Source organism: Actinomadura darangshiensis (assembly GCF_004349235.1).
Taxonomy (GTDB): Bacteria; Actinomycetota; Actinomycetes; order Streptosporangiales; family Streptosporangiaceae; genus Spirillospora; species Spirillospora darangshiensis.
Window position 1 is genome coordinate 29,509 of sequence record NZ_SMKY01000016.1, and the last position, 17,652, is coordinate 47,160.

The 17,652-nt window shown below is 74.1% G+C and carries 11 protein-coding genes; 7 read left to right on the forward strand and 4 right to left on the reverse strand.

Translation table 11 applies throughout. The features are described 5' to 3' along the window. Positions 1–16 precede the first annotated feature (16 nt). From E1293_RS06040 to E1293_RS06050, 3 genes are read left to right on the forward strand one after another with little or no spacing between them, the layout of a single operon-like run. The gene (locus E1293_RS06040; protein ID WP_132194677.1) at positions 17–916 is read left to right on the forward strand and encodes a branched-chain amino acid ABC transporter permease; all 900 of its coding nucleotides are present in this window, start codon (positions 17–19) and stop codon (positions 914–916) included. Further along, positions 913–2,676, forward strand: a complete 1,764-nt coding sequence (locus tag E1293_RS49275) for a branched-chain amino acid ABC transporter ATP-binding protein/permease (protein WP_132194679.1) — start codon at positions 913–915, stop codon at positions 2,674–2,676. Before E1293_RS06040 ends, E1293_RS49275 begins: the two co-directional genes overlap by 4 nt. Beyond that, positions 2,673–3,407 carry an ABC transporter ATP-binding protein gene (locus E1293_RS06050; RefSeq protein WP_132194681.1) on the forward strand — a complete coding sequence of 245 codons (735 nt, stop codon included), beginning with the start codon at positions 2,673–2,675 and terminating at the stop codon, positions 3,405–3,407. Before E1293_RS49275 ends, E1293_RS06050 begins: the two co-directional genes overlap by 4 nt. Here E1293_RS06050 and E1293_RS06055 read toward each other — a convergent pair. Continuing rightward, positions 3,391–5,544: a thiamine pyrophosphate-dependent enzyme gene (locus tag E1293_RS06055; protein ID WP_132194683.1), complete on the reverse strand. Its 2,154-nt coding sequence runs from the start codon at positions 5,542–5,544 to the stop codon at positions 3,391–3,393. The two genes, E1293_RS06050 and E1293_RS06055, sit on opposite strands and share 17 nt — an antisense overlap. Before the next feature lie 214 nt (positions 5,545–5,758). On the opposite strand from E1293_RS06055, the gene E1293_RS06060 reads away from it, so the two are divergent. The 3 genes from E1293_RS06060 to E1293_RS06070 are packed head-to-tail and all read left to right on the forward strand — an operon-like array spanning position 5,759 to position 9,593. Next, the gene (locus tag E1293_RS06060) at positions 5,759–7,297 is read left to right on the forward strand and encodes an aldehyde dehydrogenase family protein (protein WP_243716047.1); all 1,539 of its coding nucleotides are present in this window, start codon (positions 5,759–5,761) and stop codon (positions 7,295–7,297) included. 9 nt (positions 7,298–7,306) lie between these two features. Beyond that, positions 7,307–8,458: an NAD(P)/FAD-dependent oxidoreductase gene (locus E1293_RS06065; protein WP_243716048.1), complete on the forward strand. Its 1,152-nt coding sequence runs from the start codon at positions 7,307–7,309 to the stop codon at positions 8,456–8,458. Next, complete coding sequence (locus E1293_RS06070; protein WP_132194687.1) at positions 8,451–9,593, forward strand: Glu/Leu/Phe/Val family dehydrogenase; 1,143 nt, start codon at positions 8,451–8,453, stop codon at positions 9,591–9,593. Before E1293_RS06065 ends, E1293_RS06070 begins: the two co-directional genes overlap by 8 nt. On the opposite strand, the gene E1293_RS06075 is transcribed toward E1293_RS06070, so the two are convergent. Beyond that, positions 9,571–10,497, reverse strand: a complete 927-nt coding sequence (locus tag E1293_RS06075) for a LysR family transcriptional regulator (protein WP_132194689.1) — start codon at positions 10,495–10,497, stop codon at positions 9,571–9,573. The genes E1293_RS06070 and E1293_RS06075 overlap by 23 nt on opposite strands. 62 nt (positions 10,498–10,559) lie before the next feature. Continuing rightward, positions 10,560–12,617 carry a phenylacetic acid degradation bifunctional protein PaaZ gene (paaZ, locus tag E1293_RS06080; RefSeq protein WP_207938692.1) on the reverse strand — a complete coding sequence of 686 codons (2,058 nt, stop codon included), beginning with the start codon at positions 12,615–12,617 and terminating at the stop codon, positions 10,560–10,562. Between the two features lie 143 nt (positions 12,618–12,760). Here paaZ and E1293_RS06085 point away from each other — a divergent pair, with 143 nt between their 5' ends. Continuing rightward, positions 12,761–14,341: an AMP-binding protein gene (locus tag E1293_RS06085; RefSeq protein WP_132194691.1), complete on the forward strand. Its 1,581-nt coding sequence runs from the start codon at positions 12,761–12,763 to the stop codon at positions 14,339–14,341. On the opposite strand, the gene E1293_RS06090 is transcribed toward E1293_RS06085, so the two are convergent. Then, positions 14,325–17,627, reverse strand: coding sequence for a HEAT repeat domain-containing protein (locus E1293_RS06090; RefSeq protein ID WP_132194693.1), 3,303 nt, complete (start codon positions 17,625–17,627; stop codon positions 14,325–14,327). The two genes, E1293_RS06085 and E1293_RS06090, sit on opposite strands and share 17 nt — an antisense overlap. Between the last annotated feature and the right edge of the window lie 25 nt (positions 17,628–17,652).

Sequence of the window (17,652 nt, forward strand, 5' to 3'; positions counted from 1 at the left end):
AGCCGAACGGGGATCAATGAGCGAATTCGTCCAGTACCTCGTGAACGGCCTGACGATCGGGGCGTTCCTCGCGCTGATCGCGCTGGGCTACTCGATGATCTACGGGGTGGTCCGGCTGATCAACTTCGCGCACGGCGACGTGTTCATGATCGGGGCGTTCGCCGGGTTCGGGACGCTGACCACGGTCGGCGTGTCCGGCGGGATGGCGGTGCCCGCCATGATCGCCGCGGTGGCGGTCGGCGCCCTGACGACCGGCATCGTCGGCACCGGGATCGCCAAGGCCGCCTACGTCCCGCTGCTGTCCTCCCCGCGGCTGGCGCTGCTGATCGCGGCGATCGGGGTGTCGCTGGCGCTGGAGGAGGGCGTGAAGGTGCTGACCGACGCCCGGTTCAAGTCGTACCCGACCGCGCTGGACGGCGGCCGGATCTTCAGCGGCGCCGTCCGCGTCACCTGGGGGCAGCTCGCGCTGGTCGTGATCTCGGTGGCGCTGATGGCGGCGCTGTGGCTGTTCGTCACGCGCACGGTCACGGGGACGGCGATGCGCGCCCTCGCGATGGACCGGGACGCCGCCCGGCTGCAGGGCATCAACGTGGAGCGGCTCATCCTCACGACGTTCTTCATCGGCTCGATGCTGGCGGGCGCCGCCGGCGTCATGTACGGGCTGTACTACGTGCAGATCAGCTTCGGCATGGGATTCCTCATCGGGCTGCGCGCGTTCACCGCCGCGGTGCTCGGCGGCATCGGCAACCTGCCGGGGACGATGGTCGCGGGCGTGTGCATCGGGCTCGTCCAGTCGTTCTCGGCCGGGTACGTCTCGTCCCGCTGGACGGACGTCATCATCTTCGGGCTGCTGATCGCGGTCCTGGCGCTGAGACCCACCGGCCTGTTCGGCGAGCGCGTCGTGGAGCGCGCATGAAGGCGCGGGTGCCCGGCCTCGGGCGCGGTGAGACGGCCGTCCGGTACGGCGGCTGGCCGCTGCTCATCGCGGTGGCGCTGGTGGCGGGCCAGACCCTCGACGACTACGCGCTGACCGTCGCCGGGACGATCCTGATCTACGCGATCCTCGGGCTCGGCATCAACATCGTCGTCGGGTACGCGGGGCTGCTGGACCTCGGGTTTGCGGCGTTCTTCGCGATCGGCGCCTACACCTCCGGGCTGCTGATGCTGAAGCTGGAGTGGAACTTCTGGCTGACGCTGCCGGCGGCGGTGGCCGCCGCCGGGGTCGCCGGGGTCGTCATCGGGTATCCGACGCTGCGGCTGCGCAGCGACTACCTCGCCATCGTCACGCTCGGCTTCGGCGAGATCATCCGGATCACGGTGGTGAACCTGGAGGTGACCGGCGGGCCGAACGGCCTGACCGGGATCCCGCCGGTGTCGATCGGCGGCCGGGACCTCGTCCTGCCGAAGGACTTCTTCTACCTGGCGCTCGCGTTCTTCGTCGTCGTGCTGGCCGCGACGGCGCTGCTGGCCCGGTCGCGGCTCGCCTACGCGTGGCGGGCCATCCGGTCCGACGACACCGCCGCCGAGGCGGTGGGCGTGCCCGCGCGGCGGGTGAAGCTGCTCGCGTACGTGCTCGGCGCGATGTCCGGCGCGGTCGCGGGCCCGCTGAACGCCGCGCAGCTCGGCACCGTGGACCCGTCCAGCTTCACCTTCCTGACCTCGCTGATGATCCTGCTCGTGGTGATCATCGGCGGGATGGGCAGCCGGCCCGGCGTGATGATCGGCGCCGTGGTGATCGTCGCGCTGCCGGAGGTGCTGCGGACCGTCCAGGAGTACCGGGGCCTGTTCTTCGCGCTGCTGCTCATCCTGATCGTGATCCTGCGGCCGCAGGGCGTGTGGCCGTACCGGCCGCGCCGGTTCAGGCTCGCCGCGACGGCCGGGCCCGCGCCGGAGCTCCCGGCCGCGCGGGGCACCCTGCTGGAGGTGGACGGCCTGTCCCGGACGTTCGGCGGCGTCACGGCCGTGGACGGGCTCGGGCTCCGCGCGGACGCCGGCCAGGTCGTGAGCGTGATCGGCCCGAACGGCGCGGGCAAGACCACCGCGTTCAACTGCATCACCGGGATGATCGCGCCGTCGGCCGGGACGGTCGTGCTCGGCGGGCGCAGCGTGCGCGGCCTCCCCCCGCACCGGGTCGCCGCCGCCGGGCTCGCCCGCACGTTCCAGAGCATCCGGCTGTTCGAGGAGATGACCGTCGCGGAGAACGTGCTCATCGGCCGGTTCGCCCGGGACCGGGGCCTGCTGCGGCCGCTGTCGCGCGCCGACCTCGACACGGTGCGCCGCTGCCTGGACTTCGTCGGCCTCCTCGACGCGGCCGACCGCCCGGCGGGCGGGCTCGCCTACGGCGACCGGCGCCGGCTGGAGATCGCGCGGGCGCTCGCCGGCGATCCCCGCGTCCTGCTGCTGGACGAGCCCGCCGCGGGCGCGAACCCCACCGAGAAGCGGGCGCTGATGGAGCTGATCGCCCGCATCAGCGCGCTCGGCACCGCCGTGGTGCTGATCGAGCACGACGTCGCGCTCGTCATGTCGATCTCCGACCGGGTGACCGTCCTGGAGTACGGCCGGACGATCGCCATCGGCCCGCCCGCCGAGATCCAGGAGGACCAGCGGGTCATCGCCGCCTACCTCGGCGTCCCGGACGACCCGGAGACCGACCTCGTCACGGAGGTGCTGCGATGACGCTCCTGCGGGTGACGGATCTGCACAGCCGGTACGGGCAGGTCGAAGCCCTTTCCGGGATCTCGTTCGAGGTCGGCGAGGGCGAGATCGTCGCGCTGCTCGGCAGCAACGGCGCCGGGAAGACCACCACGCTCCGGACCGTCACCGGCCTGCACCGGGCCCGGTCGGGGCGGGTCGAGTTCGACGGCCGCGACATCACCCGGCTCGTCGCGCACAAGGTCGTCGCGGCCGGGCTCGGGCACGTCCCGGAGGGGCGGCGGGTGTTCCCGGCGCTGAACGTCGCCGAGAACCTGCTGCTCGGCGGCTACCTGCGGCGCCGCGACCGGGCCGCGGTCGCGGCCCGCCGGGACGAGGTGTACGAGATGTTCCCGCGCCTCGGCGAGCGCCGCGACCAGCTCGCCGGGCTGCTGTCGGGCGGCGAGCAGCAGATGCTCGCGATCGGCCGGGCGCTGATGCTGCGGCCCCGGCTCCTCGCCCTGGACGAGCCGACGATGGGGCTGGCGCCGCAGATGGCGCAGCAGGTGCTCCGGGTCGTCCGGGACATCCGCGACCAGGGCGCCACGATCCTGATCGTCGAGCAGAACGCCCACCAGACGCTCCGCCTCGCCGACCGCGCGTACGTCCTGGAGACGGGCCGGATCGTCCTGGACGGCCCCGCGTCGGCGCTCGCCCAGGACGACCGGGTGAAAGCCGCCTACCTCGGCGGCGACCCGGTCATCGAGGCCACGTGAGGAGCTTGCGCGCCGTCTCCTCGATTGCGTCCTCGGACAGGAGGACGTGGTAGGCGGCGTCTCCTAGCGGGATGAAGCTGTCCTCGCTCGCGACCCGGGCCGTCCGCCCCTGGAAGCCCGCGTCGGCGAGCGCGGTCAGCACGCCCTCGGAGACGCCGCCGGTGCGGCGCGTCTCGTCCGCCACCAGGACGGCGCCGGTGGCGCGGGCCTCGCGGAGGAGGTCCTCGACGGGCAGCGGGGCGAGCCAGCGCAGATCGAGGACCCGGCACCGGACGCCCCCGGCCTCCAGGCGGCGCGCGGCGCGCAGGCTCATGCGCAGGCCGTTGGCGAACGTCACGATGGTGAGATCGCGGCCGTCGCCGTAGGTGCGTGCACGGCCGATCGGCACCATCCCGCCGGCCGGGGCGAGCCAGCCGCCGTCGCCGTCCTCGTGCAGGTCGCGGACGTGGTAGAGCGCGATAGGCTCCAGCATCACGCACACGCGGCCGTCGTTCTCGGCGGCGTCCATGCACGCGCGCAGCATCCCCGCGGCGTCGTCGGGCCGGGACGGCGACGCGATGACGAGGCCCGGGATGTCGCGCAGCGCGGCCACGGCGTTGTCGTTGTGGAAGTGGCCGCCGAATCCCTTCTGGTAGGCGTAGCCGGCGATGCGCACCACCATCGGGTTGCGGTACCGGCCGGACGAGAAGAACGGCAGTGTCGCGGCCTCACCGCGGATCTGGTCGGCGGCGTTGTGCAGGTAGGCGAGGTACTGAATCTCGGGGACGGGCAGCATCCCGGCCGTCCCGAATCCGAGCGCGAGGCCGAGGACCGACTGCTCGTCCAGGATCGTGTCGAACACGCGGGCCGCGCCCGCCCGCTTCATCAGGCCGCGCGTGACCCCGTAGACGCCGCCCTTCCGCGCCACGTCCTCGCCGAAGACGACCATGCCGGGGCGCTCGTCCAGCAGGTCGCCGAGCGTCCGGTTGATCGCCTGCGCGACCGTGACGGCCTCCGTCCGGCCGGGCTCGGGAACGTCCGCTCCGAACGACGCGGGCACCGCCCCCGGGGTGGCGCGCGGCCGGAGCGGCGCCATCACCTCGGCGGCGGACGACAGGCGAGGCGCGCCGGCGACCTTGTCGGCCAGGGCCATGACCTCGGCGCGTTTCGCCTCGTAGAGGCTGATGGCGTTCTCGGCCGTCGCCAGCCCGCGATCGACGAGGAGGCGCGCGGTACCCAGTAGCGGGTCGCGGTCGAGGTCGGCCGCCAGCTCCGCCGGGGCCCGGTAGGACGACTCCACGTCAGAGCCCGCGTGGCCCATCAGGCGGATGGTCCGCAGGTGCAGGAACGCGGGGCGGCGGTGCTCGCGGACCCAGTCGGCGGCCTGCGTCGACACGGCGTAGGCGTCGGCGAGGTCGCAGCCGTCCGCGTGGAAGTAGGCGAGGCCGGGGCGGGACCCGTAGGCGGCGTGGATCCAGCCTGGGGAGGTGCGGACGCTGATGCCAATCCCGTTGTCTTCGCAGACGAACAGGAGCGGCAGGGGCAGACCTTGGAAGCCGCAGTTGACCGCCGCGTTGATGGCGCCGGTGGCCGTCGAGTGGTTGGCGGAGGCGTCCCCGAAGCTGCACACGGTGACGGCGTCGCGCGGCCATGGCGAGTCCAGGCCGAGGCGGGCGGCGCGTTCGATCGCGAAGGCGACGCCGAGCGCGCGCGGCATGTGCGAAGCGATGGTGGAGGTCTGCGGGATGACGTTCAGCGGGTGGCTGCCGAACACCTTGTGGCGACCGCCCGCGATGGGCTCCTCGGCGGCGGCGACCAGGCCGAGGAGCACGTCCCGCAGCGGGTCCTGGCCGGGCACCTGGCGGGCGCGCTCCAGGAAGAACGCGCCCGACCGGTAGTGCAGGAGGGCCGGATCGCCGGGGCGGAGGGCGGCGGCGACGGCCGCGTTCCCCTCGTGGCCCGAGGAGCCGATCGTGTAGAACCCGTGGCCGTGCGCCTGGAGGTGGCGGGCCGCGAGGTCCAGGTGCCGGCTGCCGAGCTGCGCGTCGAACAGCTCCAGGCAGCGCTCGCCGCTCAGCGGGCCGGGCGCGGCGGGCGCGCCGGACGGCACGAGGGACGCGGCCGCCTCAAGGAAGTGGACGTCGGCGGGCTCGGGCATGCGGGCTCCTGCGTGGGACGGGGACGCGTGTCGAGCATCGGCCGCGGCGCCCGCCGGGGCCAAGCGCCGGGAGGCCGCGAACCGGTTGGGAGTTGGCCAAGGATCGCTTAACGACGCCCCGGGGAGAGGCTCAGCCGGGCTTGGCCTCGCGGTAAGGAAGCCGTGCTCTGCCCGATCTTGGCTCGGGCGCGGTGGTCCGTTCAGGCTGGGAATCGTGCTCTCCTCCGTCATCGGCGGCGCCCGGATCCCGGCGGGACCGCGCTCGTTCCGTTCCACCGACCCGTCCCGCACGGCCGAGACGGTCGCCGAGGTGTCCCTCGCGGACGCCGGCGACCTCGTCGCCGCGTGCCGGGCCGCCCGCGCGGCGCAGGACGCCTGGCGGGACGTGCCGGCGCCCGTCCGCGGGCAGGCCGTCGCCGCGATCGGCCGGCTCGTCGAGGCCAATAAGGCGGCCCTCGCCCGGGTCGTCACGCGGGAGGTCGGCAAGCCGTACGCCGAGGCGCTCGGCGAGGTCCAGGAGATCGCCGACACCTGCGCGTTCTTCCTCGGGGAGGGGCGGCGGCTGTACGGGCAGACCGTCCCGTCCGAGATGCCCGACAAGCAGCTGTTCACGTTCCGCGACCCGGTCGGCGTCGTCACCGTCATCACGGCGGGGAACTTCCCGGTCGCGGTGCCGTCCTGGTACATCGTCCCGGCGCTGCTGTGCGGGAACGCGGTGGTGTGGAAGCCCGCCGAGTACGCGGCGGCGTGCGCCGAGGCGTTCTACGAGCTGTTCGCGCACGCCGGGCTGCCGGACGGCGTCCTCAACGTCGTGTACGCGGACGGCCCCGAGACGTTCCGGGGCCTGGAGCGGGCCCTCGACGAGGGGCTCGTCGACAAGGTCGGCTTCACCGGCTCCACCGAGGTCGGGTCGCGGATCGGCGAGCTGTGCGGGCGCCACCTCCAGACGCCCTGCCTGGAGCTCGGCGGCAAGAACCCGATGGTCGTCACCGAGGACGCCGACCTGCCGCTCGCCGTCGAGGGCGCCCTGTTCTCGGGTTTCGGGACGGCCGGGCAGCGCTGCACGTCCCTCGGGACCGCGATCGTGCACGAGTCGGTGCACGGCGAGTTCGTGCGGCTGCTGGACGAGGCGACGCGGGCGGCAGCGGTCGGGGACCCGGCGGGCGAGGTGCTGTTCGGGCCGATGATCGGCGAGCGGTTCGCGGACGGGTTCGAGAAGGTCCTCGGCTGGATCGGGCCGGGCCACACCGTGTACGGGTCGTCCGCGACGGGGCGGATCACGGCGGGCGCGCCGCGCGCGGGCTTCGCGGGCGATCCCGAGGCCGGGCTGTTCTACCACCCGGTGATCGTGGACGGGGTCGGCCCGGGCGACGAGCTGTTCATGAACGAGACGTTCGGCCCCCTCGTCGGCGTCACCGCGTACCGGACGATGGACGAGGCGATCGCGCTCGCCAACGCCCCCGGCTACGGCCTGTCCGCGGCCATCTACACCACCGACCCGGCGAAGGTGTTCGCGTTCCGCCGCCAGATCTCGGCCGGGATGGTCAGCGTGAACAACTCCACCTCCGGCGCGGAGGCGCACCTGCCGTTCGGCGGCAACGGCCGCTCCGGCAACGGCAGCCGCCAGTCGGGCATGTGGGTGCTGGACCAGTTCACCCGCTGGCAGTCGATGAACTGGGACACCTCCGGCCGGCTGCAGAAGGCGCAGATGGACGTCCTGGAGATCGACCCCGACCTCGGCTTCCGGCTGTAGGGGGGCGGCGTGGAGACCGAGACCGGGGCCGATGTCGTCGTCATCGGCGGCGGCGTCATGGGGACGAGCATCGCGTTCCACCTGGCCGAAGCAGGTGTCCGCCGCGTGGTCCTCATTGAGCGGGACGAGCTGGGCGGCGGCTCGACGTGCAAGGCGGCGGGCGGTGTGCGCGCCCAGTTCTCCGACGAGGTCAATATCCGGCTCGGCGCACGCAGCCTGGAGGCGTTCACCCGGTTCCGCGACCGTCCCGGCCAGGAGATCGACCTCCACCAGGTCGGGTACCTGTTCCTGCTGTCGCGCCCGGAGGACGTCGCGTCGTTCGAGCGGAGCGTGGCCCTGCAGAACGAGCTGGGCGTCCCGAGCCGGATGGTCTCGGTGGCGGAGGCGCGCCGCCTCTCCCCCATGATCGGTACGGACGGGCTGCTGGCCGCCGCGTTCTCCCCCGACGACGGGCACTGCACGCCCGAGTCGGTCGTCCTCGGGTACGCGACCGCCGCGCGGCGGCACGGCGCGGTGCTCCATACCCATTGCGAGGTCACCGGCATCGAGACGGACGGCGGCGACGTGAGGGCCGTTCGGACGTCGCAGGGCCGCATCGAGACGTCCACGGTCGTCTGCACGGCCGGAGCCTGGTCGAAGGAGATCGGCGCGATGGCGGGGGTCGACCTCCCGGTGGAGCCGCTGCGGCGCCAGATCGTCTTCACCGAGCCGATCCCCGGCCTGCCGCGCCCCGTGCCGATGACGATCGACTTCGCGACGTCGTTCTACTTCCATGCCGAGGGCGAGGGCCTGATGCTCGGCATGTCCGACCCGGACGAGCGGCCCGGCTTCCTGCTGAACCGCACGGACGCATGGCTCCCCCGGCTCACCGAGGCGATCGGCGCCCGCGCGCCGCGCCTGCTCGACGCGGGCCTCACCGGCGGCTGGGCGGGCCTGTACGAGGTCACCCCGGACCACAACGCGCTCATCGGCGAGGACGAGACCGTCTCGCGGTTCCTGTACGCGACGGGCTTCTCCGGACACGGCTTCCTGCAAGGCCCGGCCGTCGGCGAGGTCGTCCGGGACCTGTACCTCGGCCGCACGCCGTTCACCGACATCACTCCCCTGCACGCCGCGCGGTTCGCCGGCGACGCCCTCCGCCCGGAGATCAACCGTGTCTGACGTGCTCGCGCTGATGGACGAGTGGGGCCCCGAACGGGTCGTCTGCGTCTCCGACACCCGGACCGGGATGCGGGGCGTCCTCGTCATCGACAACACCGCCCGCGGCATGGGCAAGGGCGGCATGCGCATGAGCCCGTCGGTGACCGTCGCGGAGGTGGCGCGGCTCGCGCGCGTCATGACCTACAAGTGGGCGGGCGTCGACCTGTTCTTCGGCGGCGCGAAGGCCGGGATCATGGCCGATCCGGGGTCGCCGGACCGGGAGGCGGTCCTGCGCGCGTTCGTGCGGGCCCTGTCGCAGGAGATCCCGCGCCGGTACGTGGCGGGTCTCGACATGGGGCTGTCGGAGCGGGACGCGGCGATCGTCCAGGACGAGCTCGACGACCGGGGCGCGGCCGTCGGCACCCCGCACGCGCTCGGCGGGATGCCCTACGACGAGCTGGGCGTGACCGGCTACGGGGTCGCGGAGGCCGCCGACGCCGCCGCCTCGCACGCCGGGACGTCCCTGCGGGGCGCGCGGGTGGCGGTGCAGGGGTTCGGTGCGGTCGGGCACGCGGCCGCCCGGCGGCTGGACGAGCTGGGCGCGACCGTCGTGGCCGTCTCGACCGTCCACGGCGCGCTGCACGACCCGGACGGCCTGGACGTCGGGCGGCTCCTCGCCCTGCGCGCCGAGGCCGGCGACGCGGTCGTGAAGGAGTACGGCGGGAGGCTCCTGGAGACGGGCGCGGAGCTGCTCGTGCCGGCCGACATCCTCGTCCCGGCCGCGCTGCAGGACGTCATCGACGAGGACGTGGCGGCGGACGTCCAGGCGAAGATCGTGGTCGAGGGCGCGAACCTGCCCACCGGGCGCGCCGCCCAGCGTGTCCTCGCCGAGCGCGGCGTGACGGTCGTGCCGGACTTCGTCGCCAACGCGGGCGGCGTCGTCGCGGCCGGTTTCGCGATGGACGCCCGCTACTCGGCGTTCCGCCCCGATCCGGGGGCGGTGTTCGCGGCGGTGTCGGCGAAGATGCGGGAGAACACCGAGCGGGTCCTCGACGCCGCCCGCGCGCAGGGCACCACCACCCACCGGGCCGCGGTCGCGCTGGCGCAGGAGCGCGTCCGCGCGGCGATGGAGCTCAAGGGCCGGTTGCGCCGCTGATCTCCGCCTCGACGCAGCGGGCGATCTCGATGAGGCCGCGCATGGCGTCCTTGACCAGCGGGTTCGTGTTGGTGGTGCGGCGCAGCACGGTGACGTGCCGCTGCGGGCTGCGGCGGCTGAGCCGCAGGAGCTTCACGCCCGGCGCCGGGACGCAGCCGAGCGCCGGGACGAGCGCGATGCCGAGCCCGCAGCCGACGAGCCCGCACACCACGGCGTAGTCGTTGCTGCGGAACGCGATGTTCGGGGTGAACCCGGCGGTGCTGCACAGCCGCAGCAACGCCTGCGCGCCCGAGCTCTCGGGGCGGCTCGCGATCCACGTCTCCGCCCGCAGGTCCCGCAGCCGGACGGTGCGCCCCCCGGCGAGGGGATGCTCCTCGGGCACGCACAGCACCAGGTTCTCGTCCATCACCGACGTCTCCACGATCTGGTCGGGCCAGGTGCGCGGGAACAGGTCGTACCGGTAGACGAGCTGGAGGTCGAGGTCGCCGTCGAGCAGCTCGGGCAGCAGCTCGTCCGGCTCGCCCTCCGACAGCGTGATCTCGATGCCGGGCCGGACCCGGGACAGCTCCGCCAGCACCCGCGGCAGGATGCGGGCGCTGGCGGTGGGGAAGCTGCCGAGCTGCAGCGCGCCGCGCTCCCCGCTGGCGACCGTGCGCATCTCGCGTTCGAGGGTGTCGAGCGCCGACAGCACGTCGTTGCCCTTGCTGACCATGAGGAACGCGGCGCTGGTCGGCCGCACGCTGCGGGCCCGGCGCTCGAACAGCACCAGGCCGCAGGCGCGCTCCAGGGCGGCGATCTGCTGGGAGACGGCGGACGCGGTGTACCCGAGGTTGCGGGCCGCGTCCGCGAACGAGCCGGTGCGCACGACCTCGCGCACCGTCTGGATGTGCAAGGGACTGATCATGGGCGCACCCCGTTCACCGCTGAACGTGACCGTCTCCCCGCAGACGTCCTCCCTACTAATAGTCAGCCATGCCGCGGTCGTTTCGCCACCAGCGTCAGCACGTCGTATTTGGCGACCGACGCCCCCTCCTGGTTCGTGACGTCGGTGTCCCAGCGGACCTCGCCGTAGTCGGCGCCCTCGCGCGGCGTGATCTGCTTGGCGGTGAGGGTGACGGTCAGCTCGTCGCCCGGCTTGACCGGGGTGAGGAACCGCAGGTTCTCCAGGCCGTAGTTCGCCAGGACGGGCCCGGGCGCGGGCTCCACGAACAGGCCGGCCGCGAACGAGACGACGAGGTAGCCGTGCGCGACGCGCCCGCCGAAGAACGGGTTCGCCCTCGCGGCCTCCTCGTCGGTGTGGGCGTAGAAGGTGTCGCCGGTGAACTCGGCGAAGTGCTCGACGTCATTGAGCGTGACGACGCGGGGGCCGCCGACCGCGGTGTCGCCGACGCACAGGTCCTCCAGGTGCTTGCGGAACGGGTGCTCGTCGGTGACGGTCCGGTCGGTGCCGGGCACCCACCGCCCGGTGATCGAGGTGAGCATCGCGGGCCCGGCCTGGACGGCGGTGCGCCGCATGTGGTGCACGACCCCGCGGATCCCGCCCATCTCCTCGCCGCCGCCGGCGCGCCCCGGGCCGCCGTGGACCAGCGCCGGCAGCGGCGAGCCGTGCCCGGTCGACTCCTTGGCGTCCTCGGTGTTCAGCACCAGCAGGCGGCCGTGCCACGGCGCGGCGCCGAGGACGACGTGCCGGGCGAACTCGGCGTCGCCGGTCACCACCGACCCGGCGAGGCTGCCGCGCCCCCGCGCCGCCAGCGCCACGGCCTGCTCGGCGCCGTCGTAGGGGAGCAGCGTGCTGACCGGGCCGAACGCCTCGACCTCGTGCGGCTCGGCGCGGCCGGGGTCGTCGGCGGCCAGCAGGACCGGGGAGATGAACGCGCCGCGCTCGGCGTCCGCGCCCACGACCTCGACGTGCTCGGGGTCGCCGTAGACGACGCGCCCGGCGTCCATGAGGGCCTTGAGGGAGCGGCGCACCTCGTCGCGCTGGTCGAGGGTGGCGAGGGCGCCCATCCGCACGTCCGGGTCGGACGGGTCGCCGACCGTGACCTTCGACAGGCGGTCGCGGACGGCCTCGGCGACGTCGTCCATCAGCGCGGAGGGGACCAGCGCCCGGCGGATCGCCGTGCACTTCTGCCCCGCCTTCACCGTCATCTCGGCGACGAGCTGCTTGACGTAGAGGTCGAACTCCTTCGTGCCGGGCGTCGCGTCCGGGCCGAGGATCGAGCAGTTCAGCGAGTCGGCCTCGGCGTTGAACCGCACCGCGTTTCCCACGATCACCGGATGCGTGCGGAGCAGCCGGGCCGTGGACGCCGACCCGGTGAACCCGACGATGTCCTGCTCGGTAAGATGGTCGAGCAGGTCGCGCGGGTCGCCGCACACCATCTGCACGGCGCCCGCGGGCAGGATCCCCGACTCGACGATCAGCTCGGCCAGCCGGGCGGTCAGGTACGCGGTCTGGCTCGCCGGCTTGATCAGGCTCGGCACCCCGGCGAGGAACGCGGGGGCGAGCTTCTCCAGCGGCCCCCACACCGGGAAGTTGAACGCGTTGATCTGCACCGAGACGCCGTGCGACGGCGTGCACAGGTGCTGCGCGACGAACGTGCCGCCCTTGCCGAGCGGTTCGACGTCCCCTTCGACCAGCACCCTGTCGTTCGGCAGCTCCCGCTTGCCCTTGCTCGCATAGCCGAACAGGACGCCGATGCCGCCGTCCACGTCGAACTTCGAGTCGCCGAGCGTCGCCCCCGTCCTGGCCGACAACGCGTACAACTCCTCGCGGTGCTCTCTCAGATGGGACGCGAGCGCTTTCAGCAGGGCCGCGCGCTGGTGGAACGTCAGCTCCCGCAGTACCGGCCCGCCCACCGACCGCCCGTACTCCAGGGCGGCGCCCATGTCGACCCCCGCCGAGGAGATCCGGGCGACCTCCTCCCCCGTGACGGCGTCGTGCAGCGGCGCCCCCTCGTCGTCCGGGGCACGCCATGAACCCGACACATAATTGCGCAGCACGACCACTGGGACCTCCTCGTCCATAACCTCTGACCATTCTTGCCTCCTACGAGCTTCCTTCACGCCTCGCAGAGATGACAGCCGGGGCCGGGATCCTTTGTGTACTCGCGCGCAGGGCAGTGAGACAGTTCTTGTGGATGTGTCCCACGGCCGCCTACGCTTCCGGCATGCCCGCCCGTACCCGGATCACCGCCGAGCTGACCGGGCTGCGCGCCGCCGTCCGCGCCGGGATGGTCGGCCCGCTGCCCCCGAGGGCCCTCGCCGCGACCGTCCGCGCCCTGCGCGCGTACGGGCCGCTCGGCGCCGCGACCGCCCTGCCCGCCTACCGCTTCCCCAGGCGGACCGGCCTCGTCGACGAGCGCGGCGGCCTCACCTTCGCCGAACTCGACCGGCGCTGCAACGCCCTCGCCAACGCCCTGCGGGAACGCGGCATCGGCACCGGCGACACCGTCGGCATCCTGTGCCGCAACCACCGCGGCCTGATCGAGGCGATGTCGGGCGCGGCGAAGACCGGCGCGTCCGTGCTGTTCCTGAACACCGACTTCGCCGCGCCGCAGCTGCGGGACGCCCTGGACCGCGAGGGCGTCACCGCTCTCGTGCACGACGACGAGTTCGCCTCCCTCACCGACGGCCTCGGCGTGCCGTGCTTCACCGAGTCCGAGGTGGAGGATCTCATCGGCGGTGCGGACGGCGCCCCGCCGCCCGCACCGTCCCGGCCGGGCCGGATGGTGATCCTCACCAGCGGAACGTCCGGGCGGCCGAAGGGCGCGCCCCGCTCGCAGCCCCGGTCGCTGGCGCTGCCGGGCGGGATCCTGTCGAAGGTGCCGTTCCGGGGCGGGGAGGCGATGTTCGTCGCGCCGCCCCTGTTCCACGGCCTCGGCCTGACCTCCGCCCTGCTCGCGCTGGGCCTCGGGTCGACGCTCGTCCTGCGCCGCCGCTTCGACGCCGCGCAGGTATTGGACGACCTGGAGGCGCACCGCTGCACGTCGCTGATCGCCGTCCCGGTGATGCTCGGCCGGATCCTCGCCACCCCCGGCCTGGAGACGCGCGACCTGTCCCGCCTCAAGGTCGTCATGACGGGCGGGGCCCGGCTGGACACCGGGCTCGGCGGCCGGGTGCTGGCGGCGCTCGGGCCGTCCCTCTACAACTTCTACGGCTCGACCGAGGCGTCCTGCATCACGATCGCCACCCCCGACGACCTGGCCGCCGCGCCCGGCTGCGTGGGCCGCCCGCCCGCCGGAACGACCGTCGCGATCCTCGGGGAGGACGGCCGCCCCGTCCCGCCCGGCGCCACCGGCCGCGTCTTCGTCGACTCCCCCGCCCGGTTCGGCGGCTACACCGGAGGCGGCGGCAAGGAGGAGATCGGCGGCCTGATGGCCGTCGGCGACCTCGGCCACCTCGACGCGGGCGGACGGCTGCACGTCGACGGCCGCGCCGACGACATGATCGTGTCCGGCGGCGAGAACGTCCACCCGGGCGAGGTCGAGGACCTCCTCGCCGCCCACCCCGCCATCGACGAGGCCGTCGTCACCGGCGTCCCCGACGAGGAGTTCGGCCAGCGGCTCCGCGCCTACGTGGTCGCCCGCGGCCTCGGCGAGGACGACGTCAAGCGGCACGTCTCGGCGAACCTCGCCCGCCACAAGGTGCCCCGCGAGGTCGTCTTCCTCGACACGCTCCCGCGCAACCCGGCCGGCAAGGTCCGCAAGCACGCTCTTCCGGACCCCGCCCCGCTCAGTGATCAGGGATGACGTCCCACGCGGCCTGGCGGACCTCCAGATGCGGCGATTCGCGCAAGCCGTCCAGGAGGCCCCGCCACTCGAGGGGCCACAGGGCGGCCGGGCCGGCCAGCCCTACGACGCGGGCCGCGAGGAGGTGCGCCGCGGCGTCCTCCCGTCCGGCGAGCAGCCGCGCGGCGGGCAGCAGCCGGGCGGGACCGCCTCCCCTGCGCAGGCTGTACCCGCCGATCGCGTAGGCCAGCCGATCTTCGACGATCTTTCCGGTCAGCGCGGGACGGTCGCGGAGCAGGTCCGCGAGGCCCGCGAGGAACTCCGCGACCCGTTCCGCGGTGACGCCGTCCGCGGTCAGGTGCGCCGAGTCGAGCGCGACGCCGACGGCCTGGGCCAGGTAGAGCGGATGCTCGGCGAGCATCCGGACCACACGGCCGGCGAGCGGCGCGTGCCGGTGCTCGCGGGGCAGGTTCGCGATCGTCGACGCGATGGACGTCGCCCGCGCCCGCGCCCGGTCTCCCGGGCCGGAGGCCAGCAGGGCGCCGAGGACGTCCAGGGCCTCCTCCCCCGCGGTTCCCGTACGCACCAGGGCGCGCACGACGGGGATCTCGTCGTCCCCTGCGGGGTCGTCGGGATCGGCCACGGCGGCGAAGATGTCGTCCAGACCATCGGCGTACCAGGGCGCCCACGCGCCGAAGGCCTTCGACGCCCGGAACCGGACGCCGGGGCCGTCCGCCGCCCTCCCCAGGCGCCGGACCAGTGCGGCGTACGCGGGACGGTGCGCGGGTGCGTACTCCGACGGCTTCGCCTGGAAGAGCGTGCGGAGCATCAGCTCGCTCGCATAGGGCCCTGCGGCATCGTCCAGCGCCGGGATGGCCCGAGGGTCGCCGGGCATCCGCCGCAATGCCGAAGCGACGGCGACCCGGACATCCTGATGCAGGTCAGGGTCGTTCCACGCGCGGAGCAGAACGTCGGCCGCGTCCGGAAGGCGAAGCCTCTCCAGGAGGCGGGCGGCCTGCTTGCGGGTGGTCACCTTGCCGTCCTGGCCGGTCAGCGCCTCCGCGATGACGGGCCCGAGCAGCGATGGCCGGACCGACGCGCAGCAGGATCTCAGGGCGGCGGTCGCCACCGGGGACCGGTCTCCCCGCGCATGCCGCAGGAGGACGGGCAGGGCATCGGCGGGACGGTCCACGACCGCCATCGCCGCCAGGGCCGCCTCGGCGAGAACCGTGCCGTCCTCCTGGTCGGCCACGGGAAGGAGGTCGGCGAACCCGCCCGGCAGCAGGCCGAGCGACATCACCGCCTCGATCCGGACGCCCACCGGGAGACGGTCGTCCCCCACGGCCGAGACGACCAGGGCGCGCACGCGCTCGACCTGGGCCGGCGTCCAGCGGCCCGCGTCCTGCGGCCAGACCTCCGGCACCCATTCCGCCGTCTCGAACCGTCCCCCGCGGCCGCCGTCGAGGACGGCGAGGAGCAGGTCCGTGCGGCGGCAGGCGACGATCTGCCAGACATCGGGCAGGACGACCGCGGACGCGTCGGCGGCCAGCAGCTCCACCGCCCGGTCCTCGCGGTGGGCCGGGTCGGCGAGCCACAGGCCGGCGGCCTCGCGGGCGAGGTCTTCGGGCGCGTCCAGGATCGCGGCGCGCAGACCCTCCTGGAGGTCCGGCAGCGCGAACGCCCGCCGTCCGAGCGCGCCCGCGAGCGCCACGACCGGCTCGTGGCCCCGCAGGCGGGGACGCAGGACCTCCATCAGGCCGCGCTCCGCACCGCGCGGCAGCACGCGGTCAAGGCGGTGGCCGTCCAGCGCCTCCGCCCCGTACCTGGCGACGAGGCGGGCGTAGACGCCGAGCGCCCAGCCGGTGAGCGCCGGCGACCCGGCATGGGCGAGGACGCGGTCCGCCAGCCCCCGCAGCCTCCGCCGCGTCGGCTCCGACGAGTCGCGCGCGTCGGCCACGGCGGCGGCGAGATCGGCGAACGCGTCCGCGAGCCCGTCGTGCAGGAGCCCGACCGGCACGGTCGCCAGGGCGGCGACCAGGAGTCCGCGGTGCGGGTCGCGCTCGTTCCGCGTGCGCCGCACCAGCTCGGCGACCAGGTCGCGCAGGAGGGCGGGGTCACCGGTGCGGACGGTCAGGTCGATGAGCAGGACGCGGGCGAGCCCGCGCCGCCGCGGCTCTCCGCCGAACGCCGCCTTCCGGACCGGCCCGACGGCCTCCGCGTAGGGGAGGTGGGCCGTGAGCTTCAGCGGGATCTCCGGATCGTCCAGCCGCGACCGCGCGGAGTGCCACACCGAGCCGTGCCATTCGAGCATCCGGCGCGCCTCGGCGGCCGCCCGGTCCGGCGGCAGGAGGGCCAGCAGGGGGAAGGCCCGCATCCCCCGGTACCGGTCGGCGTGGCGTTCCTTCGCGTCGTCGTACACCTCGGCCCGGCGCCCCGGCGGCATGTACCAGAGGAAGTCCCGCAGCCCGGAGGGGTCGGCCGGGAGGAACTCGCGGAGATCCCGCAACGGCAGCCCGCTGACGTTCTCGAAGTACGCGCGCGGAAAGCGGCCCCGGCGCCCGAGATGCCGGGCCACCCGGGCGGCCCGGACCACGTCCACCCGGAACAGGGACGGGACGATCTCGCGCGGGAGCCGCCTCACCGCCCACGGGGCGCCCTTCTCCTCCAGCAGTTCCAGCAGCCCGGCCGGGTCATGGCGGGCCAGCGCCAGGAGCCCCGCCTTGCACTGCCCCCAGAACGACCACTCCGAGCCCCGCTCACGGGCTCGGGCGAGGAACGGCCGGGGATGGCGGCCGGCGAGGGCCCGCCAGGCGGTGACCGCGTGCTCCAGCTCGGGCAGGAGCCGCTCGACCGCCTCACCGGTGCACGCGGGCAGGAGGGCGGCGGCCTCCCGGTCGCCCCAGCGGGCGCGGACGTCCGGCAGGAGCCGGTCGGCGAGCGCGGACCGCCGGGAGTGGCGCAGCATCTTGTAGAAGGCGCGGCGCAGGCCGGCCGGTGCGTCGTCCAGCACCGCCGCGGCGGCGTCATCGGAGACGGGCAGCGTCCGGACGGCCCGCAGCGCCGCGCGCCGCAACGCCATGTCGGGGCCTGCGAGTACACGCTCGATGTACGGGAGGTCGCGGGCCGCCATGGCCATGTGCAGGGCGATGCGGCGTTCGTACGGTCCGCGCGCGGACAGGCTCGCCAAAAGTTCTACGAGTTGGGGCGTCCCGGCGAGGTTCCGGGCGTGCGATGCCAGTTCCCGCATGCGCAGCGGGTGGGGCAGGGATTCGACGGCCGGTTCCCAGACCGGCTCGATGGGGCTCAACGGCCCGGGCGGAGACCGCCCTTCC